This is a genomic window from Candidatus Dormiibacterota bacterium, assembly GCA_036495095.1.
Taxonomy (GTDB): Bacteria; Chloroflexota; Dormibacteria; order Aeolococcales; family Aeolococcaceae; genus CF-96.
This window is the reverse complement of sequence record DASXNK010000087.1, coordinates 39,995-48,848: the sequence shown is the minus strand read 5'-3', so window position 1 is coordinate 48,848 and position 8,854 is coordinate 39,995. Positions and strand designations below refer to the sequence as shown.

Annotated in this window: 9 protein-coding genes; 2 read left to right on the top strand and 7 right to left on the bottom strand. The window is 73.8% G+C overall.

The features are described from left to right. On the top strand, positions 1-426 hold a 426-nt coding region (locus tag VGL20_09435; protein HEY2703899.1), incomplete at its 5' end, for an FkbM family methyltransferase. A gap of 14 nt (positions 427-440) precedes the next feature. On the opposite strand, the gene VGL20_09430 is transcribed toward VGL20_09435, so the two are convergent. The 4 genes from VGL20_09430 to VGL20_09415 are packed head-to-tail and all read right to left on the bottom strand — an operon-like array spanning position 441 to position 4,154. After that, positions 441-1,424 carry a queuosine salvage family protein gene (locus tag VGL20_09430; protein ID HEY2703898.1) on the bottom strand — a complete coding sequence of 328 codons (984 nt, stop codon included), beginning with the start codon at positions 1,422-1,424 and terminating at the stop codon, positions 441-443. After that, positions 1,399-1,962: a hypothetical protein gene (locus VGL20_09425; protein HEY2703897.1), complete on the bottom strand. Its 564-nt coding sequence runs from the start codon at positions 1,960-1,962 to the stop codon at positions 1,399-1,401. The genes VGL20_09430 and VGL20_09425 overlap by 26 nt, the downstream gene beginning before the upstream one ends. After that, positions 1,959-3,230, bottom strand: coding sequence for a Glu/Leu/Phe/Val dehydrogenase (locus VGL20_09420; GenBank protein HEY2703896.1), 1,272 nt, complete (start codon positions 3,228-3,230; stop codon positions 1,959-1,961). Before VGL20_09420 ends, VGL20_09425 begins: the two co-directional genes overlap by 4 nt. 36 nt (positions 3,231-3,266) lie before the next feature. Further along, on the bottom strand, positions 3,267-4,154 hold the full coding sequence (locus VGL20_09415; GenBank protein ID HEY2703895.1) for a hypothetical protein: 888 nt from the start codon (positions 4,152-4,154) through the stop codon (positions 3,267-3,269). Between the two features lie 69 nt (positions 4,155-4,223). Here VGL20_09415 and VGL20_09410 point away from each other — a divergent pair, with 69 nt between their 5' ends. Continuing rightward, complete coding sequence (locus VGL20_09410) at positions 4,224-5,051, top strand: hypothetical protein (GenBank protein HEY2703894.1); 828 nt, start codon at positions 4,224-4,226, stop codon at positions 5,049-5,051. Here VGL20_09410 and VGL20_09405 read toward each other — a convergent pair. From VGL20_09405 to VGL20_09395, 3 genes are read right to left on the bottom strand one after another with little or no spacing between them, the layout of a single operon-like run. Further along, positions 5,048-6,013, bottom strand: a complete 966-nt coding sequence (locus VGL20_09405; GenBank protein HEY2703893.1) for a hypothetical protein — start codon at positions 6,011-6,013, stop codon at positions 5,048-5,050. The two genes, VGL20_09410 and VGL20_09405, sit on opposite strands and share 4 nt — an antisense overlap. Further along, positions 6,004-8,016, bottom strand: a complete 2,013-nt coding sequence (locus VGL20_09400) for a hypothetical protein (protein HEY2703892.1) — start codon at positions 8,014-8,016, stop codon at positions 6,004-6,006. The genes VGL20_09405 and VGL20_09400 overlap by 10 nt, the downstream gene beginning before the upstream one ends. After that, the gene (locus VGL20_09395; protein HEY2703891.1) at positions 8,013-8,633 is read right to left on the bottom strand and encodes a TadE family protein; all 621 of its coding nucleotides are present in this window, start codon (positions 8,631-8,633) and stop codon (positions 8,013-8,015) included. The genes VGL20_09400 and VGL20_09395 overlap by 4 nt, the downstream gene beginning before the upstream one ends. Positions 8,634-8,854 lie beyond the last annotated feature (221 nt).

The window sequence follows — 8,854 nt, the reverse complement described above, 5'->3', positions numbered from 1 at the left end:
GACCGCGACGGCGAGTCGGCCTACGTGCACGTGCGCGACATGCCGCAGTACAGCGGCCTGCGCGAGCGCACCTATCCGCGCCCGGTCGAGTGCGAGCGCATCACCGTCGCCACCGAGCGTCTCGACGACCACCTGCCCGCGGGCTGCGCCCCCGCGTTCATCAAGATCGACGTCGAGGGGGCCGAGTGCCTGGTGCTGGCGGGCGCCCTGCGCACCATCGCCGACCACCGCCCCACCGTGGTCGTCGAGCACGGTCCCGGGGCCAGCGACCACTACGGCAGCACCCCGCGCGAGCTCCACCGCCTGCTCTGCGACGAGGCGGGGCTGCGCATCTTCGACCTCGATGGCGACGGTCCGTACAGCCTCGACCGCCTCGAGGAGAGCTATGCCACCGGCGCGCGCTGGAACTACGTCGCCCACGGGTGAGGTCGGCGCGCGCCTCAGTACCAGACGGTCCGCGTCCGGTGATACGGAGGCTCCCTGAGCCCCTGGCCGCGCCACCAGAGCAGGGTGTCGACGGCGGGGGCGTCGAGCCCGCGGCCGTGGCCGGCCAGCAGGGCGACGAGGCGGTCGACGGCGACCACGGTGAGGGCGCGGATCTCCACCTCGGGCTCGGATCCGGCGGCCAGCTCGGTGCGGGCGTCGACCGCGGCGGCGAGCTCGGGGGTGTAGGCGATGGCCCCGGCGGCGCGGAGCACCTGGGGCACCTTGTAGTCGGCGAACGCGGTGAGACCGCGGCGGTCGCGCAGGCCCGCGGGGGCGTCGTCGCCGAGGGCGAGGCCGCAGTCGTGGGCGGCGATCTGGGCGCGCTTCAGCAGCGCCACCGGCTCGCCGCGGTGGACGGCGACGTCGCGGAAGCCGCCCAGCCGGGTGGCCAGCGTCGCCGCCAGCGCCGCCGCCGAGGGGGCGGCGAGCAGCGGGGCCAGCGCGGCGCCGCCGTGCTCCTCCACCAGCCACTCGCCGAGCTCGGCGGTCACCGCGTGGCGCTCGGCGAGCAGCGGCGGCGCCGCCGGGCCGCCGGGGTCGCCCCGGAGGACGCCGGCCAGGTCCGCCACACTCCAGCCCGCGAGGTGAGCGGGCCGGGCCACCGGCGTCCCGGCACGGTGGGCGCGGCGCAGCGCCGCCGCCAGCGCCATGTAGCCGTCGGCGCCCTCGACCCGCCAGCGCGGCTCGTCCTCCCAGAAGCAGAAGTTCAGCGCGCTGAGCAGCAGCGTCCAGCCGGCGCGCACCTCGGGGTCGCCGCCGGCGAGGTGGTCGTCCTCCCAGGCGGGGAGGGCCGGGTCGGCGGCGGCGAGCTCGGTGGCGAGGCGGCCGAGCCCGGCCTCGTCGAGGCGGACGTGGCGCGCCCGGGCGGCGACCCGCAGGCAGCCGCCACGGACGTCGAGATCCCCGGGGGGATCAGGGGCAGGTGACCGTGAGGTCACGCCGCACCTCGCGGGTGGTCGGCGAGACGATCCGGAAGACCATCGTGCCGCCGCCCTTGTGCACCCCGACGAACCGCCAGTCCTCGGTGATCTCGAAGCCGGTGTTGCCGTCGACCGCGAGCCGGGTGTCCGCGGTCTGCTGGCCGTCGCTGCGCTCGAAGCGGTACACCAGGGTGCCGCCGCCGCTGACGCTGCCGGTGGCGGTGAGATGGACGGTGGTGACGCAGTCGCCGCTGCGCTCCGAGGTGGAGGCGAGGCTCACGTCGGTGCCCACCACCAGCGGGCCGCTGCTGCCCGAGCGCAGCACCAGCACCAGCACGACGGCGACGACCGCGGCGATCACCACCCCGCCGAGCACCCAGACCCACGGTGGTGGGCCGGAGCGCTCCGGGCGGAGCGGCTCGATCGGCGCCATCGGCGGGCGGGTGCGCGGCGGTGGCGGAGGCAGGTAGCTGGGCGGTGGCGTCCGCGGCGGCTGCGCCCGCGGCGGCGTCGCCCCGGGCTGGTCGGGCGGCGGGGGGGGCCCGGCGCCGTTCACGGGTAGATGCCCCGCACCGCGGTGGCGTCGGCGACCCGCTGCACCGCCACCAGGTATGCCCCCATCCGCCACGACACCGAGTGGGCCTGGGCCGCCTCGACCATCTGGGCGAAGCCGCGCCGCATCACCGCCTCGAGGCGTCGGTTGATCTCCGGCTCGGACCAGAAGAACGACTGGAGGTCCTGCACCCACTCGAAGTAGGAGACGGTGACCCCGCCGGCGTTGGCGAGGATGTCGGGGACGACCACCACCCCGCGCCGCTCCAGGATGTGATCCGCCTCGGTGGTGGTGGGCCCGTTGGCGCCCTCGACGATCAGCCGGGCCTGGATGCGGGCCGCGTTGCCCGCGGTGATCTGGCTCTCCAGCGCGGCGGGGACGAGCACGTCGACGGGCAGCTCGAGCAGCGACTGGTTGCTCACCCGCCGCCGCCCGGTGAGGGTGGCGAGGGTGCCGCCGGCGCGGCGGTGCTCGAGGATGGCGGGGATGTCCAGCCCGGCCGGGTCGTACACGCCGCCGCTGACGTCGGAGACGGCGCAGACCCGGAAGCCCGCCTCGTGCATCAGCTGGGCGCTGACGCTGCCGACGTTGCCGAACCCCTGCACCGCCACGGTGGTCTGCGCCGGCTCCATGCCCAGGTACCGGCAGGCCTCGAGGGTCACCACGGTCACCCCCCGGCCGGTGGCCCGGTGACGGCCCTCGCTGCCGCCGATGTCGATCGGCTTGCCGGTGACCACCGCCGGCACCGAGTGGCCGGCCTCCATCGAGAGGGTGTCCATGATCCAGGCCATGATCTCCGCCGAGGTGTTGACGTCGGGCGCGGGGATGTCCGACTCCGGCCCGATCAGCACCGTGATCTCGGTGGCGAAGCGCCGGGTCAGCCGCTCGAGCTCGCGGTGGCTGAGCGCGCCGGGGTCGACGATCACCCCGCCCTTGGCGCCGCCGAAGGGCAGGTTGGCGAGGGCGCACTTCCAGGTCATCCACATCGCCAGCGCCTTGACCTCGTCGAGGCTGCACTCGTGATGGAAGCGGATGCCTCCCTTGGCCGGGCCCCGGGTGGTGTTGTGCTGCACCCGGTAGCCGGTGAACATCCGCACCCTGCCGTCGTCCATCTGGACCGGGAAGCGCACCGTGAACTCGCGCCGGACCTCGCGCAGCACGGCGCGGAGCCGGGGTTCGAGCCCGAGCAGCCCGGCGGCGGTGTCGAACTGGCTCTGGGCGTTGCGCCACGGGTTCTCGGACTCGTGGAGGGCGCTGGCGGCGACGCTCATCGGCGGGAGCCTAGCAAGGCGGCGGCGCCGCCGGGGTCAGGCCCCGCTGTCGCCGACGGTGAAGTCGACGGTCTGGGCCGCGCTCTGCCCGTGGACCACGCTCACCGTGTAGCGGCCGCGCGCGAAGGGGGTGCCCGCGGGGGCGGTGAGCTCGACGGTGACCGCCCCCTTGCCCTCGGGGTTGTCGAGCCGGTAGGTGTGGTCCTGCACCACCGAGGGGGGCGGCAGCCCGTCGGAGTCGCGGATCACCCGCAGCTGGAGGCTGTCATGGGGGGTGGCGCCGGCGTACTGGATCTCGATGAACAGGTGGTTCGTCGAGGCGGGGAAGCGGGTGGTGGTGGGCGCGGTCACCACCGCGGCGGTGCTGTCGGCGGCGACGGTGCGCAGCTGGCTGACCGCGAAGGGGGCGGCGCTGACCGCCTGGTCGGGGCCGCCGGTGCTGGCCAGGTCGATGTGGCTGACCACCAGCGCGAAGAGCGCCAGCGCCACCGCGGTGCACGCGGCCACGGTCATCAGCCATCCCGAGCCCGGCCGCGTCGCGATCGCCGCCGCGGCCGCCTCCCGGCTGCCGGGGAGCAGCTCCATGGCGGCGGCGGGCGACCAGGGACGTCCGCCGGGCTCGACCATCTCCGCCGGAGGCACCCAGTAGGTGGTGTCGTCGAGGATCGCGTCGGTCGCCGGCGTCTCCGGCTCGGGGGCGGCCTCGACCTCGGGGACGGCCACCGCCGCCGCGGGCGCGGCCGGATCCGCGGACGCCGCCGGGCGGGGGGCGCCGCGCCGGGCCGCGGGCGGACGGCTGCGGCGGGCACGCGCCGGGGGAGGAGCCTCCTCGAGACCCAGGGTCTCGACCAGGTCACCGAGCTCGCTGACCAGGTCGGTGAAATCCTGGGGGCGGCCGGACGGCTTCGGCTGTCTCTCGTCCATACGGGATGACAACGGTACAGCACCACGACTGCTGTCACGCCCGGCCGCGGTCTGCCTAGGATGGGGCTCATGTCGATCCCCGCCCTGGCGCCGATCGTGGGCGTCCTGGTCCTCGCCGAGCTGTCCGTCGGGACCGTCGCCGCCACCTACGCGGGCGACCTGCTCGGCGAGGTGGGGCGCGGCTTCCTGGGCACCACCGCCGCCATCTGCCTGGCGATCATGGGGATCTGCCTGGCGATGGCGGCGCTGCTCCCCGACCCCGCGCAGCTGCTCCACCACCCGCTCGACGCGGCGGGCTACGCCGGCTTCGTCCACTGGATGGTCGGCTTCACCGTCGCCCTGGGGGTGTACACGCTGCTCTGCGCGGTGGGCACCGACCCGGCCCGGCGGGTGGCCGGGGCGGTGGCGGTGGGGTGCGGCGCGGTGGCGATCGGCCGGGCCGCGGCCACCTTCGCCTTCTCCGGGGTGGGCGGCCTCGCCGGTGCGGTCGCCTTCGTCCCCGCCGCCCTGCTCGCCGGCAGCACCCTGGCGGGGATGCTGCTCGGCCACTGGTACCTGATCGCCCCCGACCTCTCCTTCCGGCCGCTGCGCCGCGCCGTCTACCTGATCTTCGCCGCGGTCGCGGTGCAGGCGCTGGCGGTCGGCGTCGCCCTGCTCACCGCCGACGGCGCGGTGCGCGCCAGCCTGGTCGGCGAGCGCTACGGCGCCTCGTTCTGGCTGCTGGTGGTGGCCGCAGGGCTGGTGGTGACCGCAGCCGTCAACGGGCTCACCCTCTACTACGCCCGGATCCGTGCCAACCAGCCGGCCACCGCGATGCTCTACATCCTGGTGGTCACGGTGATGATGGGCGTGGTCCCGGGCCATCTGCTGTACTTCCTGACCCGGGTGCCGGTCTAACCGGCGGCCTCGACCAGCGCCTCCTCGGCGGGCTCCTCGACGGGTGCCTCGCCGGTGCGGAGCTCCAGCATCTCGCTGGCGAGGGCGGCCTGAAGGCTCTGCTCGAGCTCGCTGTACACGAACATCTCGCGCATCCGGGTGACCGCGGTGCTCTCGCCGGCGCGGGCCGCGGAGTCGTCGTCCTGGGCGGCGACGAAGCAGGTGGCGCTGCAGAACTGGCCGGCCTGCCAGAGATCGCGGCGAGTGGCGAGCACGAAGTGGAGGCGGCCGCACTGGAGGCAGATGCGGCCGACGTGCAGCGCCTGGGCGGGGCGGCCGATCAGGTGGGCGGCGAGCCCCTGGCGCTCGGCCGCGGAGAGCCGGCCGGGCCGGCCCCAGAGCAGGTAGCCGAGCCCGCCGAGGACGATGCCGAGGGGGAGCAGGAGCACCGGGCTCACCGGCCCCCGCGAGGGCGCCGGGGCCACCGAGGAGGGGCTCGCCGGGCCCACCACCCCGCTCTCGGGCTGGTAGATCGGCCGCGGTGCCGGGGCGAAGCTGTACCTCGGCACCGAGGGCAGGTTGGCGGCGGGTGGCGCCGCCGCGATCGCGCTGCCGACGGTGAGCTGGGCGCTCCCCGGGTCGCTGGAGCCGGCGGTCGAGACCACCCGCACGGTGTAGTCGCCGGCCGGGGTGTCCGCGGGAAGGGTGAGCTGGAGAACGGTGTCGCCGGCGGCGCTGAAGCTGCGGCCGACCACCACCGGGTTGAGGAAGACCTGGTTCACGGTGGCGAGGTTGAAGCCGGTGAGGGTGAGGTGGAAGGGCTGGCCGTTGGGCACCAGCAAGAGCGGCGAGACGCTGGTCACCACCGGCGGCGCGGTGCTGTCGGCGAGCGCCGTGGGGGCGGAGGCGAGTGCGGCGCCGAGGCAGGCGGCCACCGCGGCGGCGAGACGGGTGAGGCGCCGGGGCATCGGGGTCAGCTCCATCCGGTGGCGTTGAAGTAGGTGGGGTCGACGAGCTTGGTGGAGACCGCGCCCTCGTCGTTGGGCATCCACGCGCCGGTGGTCGTCGCCTGGGCGATCGGCGCCACCACGCTGTTCACGGGGTCGGGGGTGCGGGCCAGGGTGAAGATGTGGCTGTCGGCGGTGGCCGCGAAGAGGCCGTACTGCTGCACGACGCCCTCGTCGCTGATCACCGGCAGGAGGATGTACTTGGACCCGCTGATCAGCGCGGTCGGTCCCGTCCCCGAGCCGCTCCTCGCGGTCACCGTCTGTCCGATCGCGTGGCTGCTGGCGGGGTCGAGCCGTCCCTGCCAGCACTGGGTGCCGGTGGGGGTGCAGCCGAGCTGTTTCTCGATGGCGCTGTTGCCGTCCATCCCCGCGCCCCAGACGGTGTAGTTGCAGCCCGGTACCAGCGGGCCGAAGCTGAGGTTGCAGTAGGCCGCCCCCCCGGATTTCTCGGTGGCTGCGTAGGGCACCGCATACGGCGCCGCCGCGAAGGTGTCGGAGGAGACGTCGGTGACCTGGCGGGGGGTGGCGGCGGCCTGCGCCTTGGGGTTGACGGTGTGCGCCCCCACCACCCCGAGGAAGAAGGTGGGGGAGGGGATCTGCGAGGTCACGATGACCCCGGCCGTGTTGGTGACCGGCTTGAAGTCGGCGCTCGCCTGGGCCCTGCCGATGCACACGTCGATGCTGTTGACGCCGGCGAGGACCGAGAGGACGTTGATGTCGAGCACGCAGACGCTGGCGGTGCAGAGCTGGCCGTTGGGGCCGGTCTGGCAGTTCACCGTGCGGGTGGAGCCGATGCTGAGCACTCCGGGGATGCCCACCGGGGTGTAGCTGCAGTCGGCGTTGATGCCGAGGGTGGCGCCCGCGATCTTGATCGACGCGGCGCCCTCGCCGGAGAGCAGCGTGCACTTCGTGGTCGCCTGGAAGCCGTTCACCGGGTCGTAGCTGACCCTGGCGGTGGCGTCGAGGGCGCTCAGCGAGATCGCGGTGCCGGCGACGGTGGCGCCGAGGTCGGCGATGTTGACGCTGGTCTGCACCCCGGTGCTGTCGCCACCGAGGTTGCCGGTGATCGAGCTGGTGGTGCCGACGTTGGCGTTGAGGGCGACGGCGCCGAGGACGCCGAGGCCGGCGCCGACCACCCGGGTGAAGTCCCGCTGCTGGGGCATGCCGCTGGTGGGCACCACCGAGGAGAGCGCCTGCTTGACCAGGCTGATGCTCGCCGGGCCGGCGGCGATGTTGCCGGTGAGCCCCAGCTGGGTGGACACGTTGATGTTCAGGTTGACGACCAGGAGGACCGACAGCAGCAGGCTGAGCGAGAGGCCGCTGCCCGGGCAGCTGCCGCCCGCGGTGGGCACCGTCTGGCTGGTGCCCGCTCCCGACGCGCTGCTCGAGCAGGCGAAGAGGGTGGTGCTGCCGTTCACCGACGTCAGCAGGTTGGAGAGAAGGCTGAGGCTCGCGGTGAGGCTGGTGATGTCCACCGAGCCGCTGGCGGTGGGGGTGGGATTGGCGGTGACGTCGGCGGTGGCCTCGTTGACCCCGATGTGGGAGGCGAGGGTGGCCACGCCGCTCACGCCGGTGGAGGTGTCGACGGTGGCCAGCGCCCCGTAGGAGTGGAAGCCGTCGGGACCGGCGGGCGCGTAGGTGGTCAGCGTCTTGCCGGTGCAGGTGGCGGTGGCGTTGCTCCTGTTGAGATAGACCTGCTTGGGGCCGACCCCGTTGGGCGCGGTGGTCTGGCAGATCGCGTTGTTGGTGACGTAGGTCGGGTTGGCCTGGTTCTCGTAGATGAAGCGGGCGGCGGCGAGGGCGCCGGCGTCGGCGCCGTTCTGGGCGCTGCGGTAGACGCCGGCCTCGTAGCCGCCGTCGAGCGCCAGGCCGGTCATGCCGATGAGTGCGACACCGCCGAGGGCGACCATCACCAGCGACTGGCCGCGGGCTCCCCGCCGGCCGGGGCGGAGGGCCCGGGGGGCGCGGCGCGCGCTCACTCCAGCACCATCGTGGTGGTCTGGTCGACGGTGACGGTCGCGACCAGCTGGTGGATGATCGGCGTCGCCGTCGTGTACTGGTACTGGACTCGGAACTGCACCCAGTCGCCGGTCTGCGGCACGTAGGAGGAGTCGCCGGTGTTGCTGCCCGCGGTGACCGTCGAGCTGCCCGTGAAGGCTCCGCCGCTGAGGTTGCAGGAGACCGTCTTGTCGTAGGCGGTGCGGGCGGTGTCGGCCGAGGGGTCGTTGCTGCTCTTGTAGAAGTAGACGGTGAGCAGGGTGACCCTGGTCATGTCGAGGCTGGCGCCGAGCATCTGGTTCCACGCCTTCGACTGCGCCGAGGTGCCGGTGGGCGCGGTGGTTCCGGTCGGGCAGGTGGTGCCGTAGGGCGAGGAGAGCGTCGACGCCTGGGTCGCCAGGTAGCGGGCGCCCTCGCGCGACGAGTTGGTGACCGTGATGTTGGCCGACATGCCACGGCCGAAGTCGAAGATTCCGAAGGCGAGCCCGATCAGCAGGGGCGCGACCAGGGCGAACTCGACCAGGCCCTGCCCCCGGGCACGGCGATGGGACGTGCGACCGCTGCGCGACGACGACACGTTGCCTCCCGAACCTCTCATCCGCTCATCCACCCGGGTGGGACCGATCCGCCGTCTGGGGCCCGGCGATGGACTGATCCTCGTCATTCGCGTCAACCAAATCGATCAAGCACCGGTGACAGGAGCGTTGCGAGCGGTCACATCCTGCTGGCGGGACCTCGGCCGCCCGGAGCGGCCGGATCCGCCCCCGTTACTTTTGTCTCTTTTGGTGCTTGTGATCTGATCGATGCGAGCGGAGAATA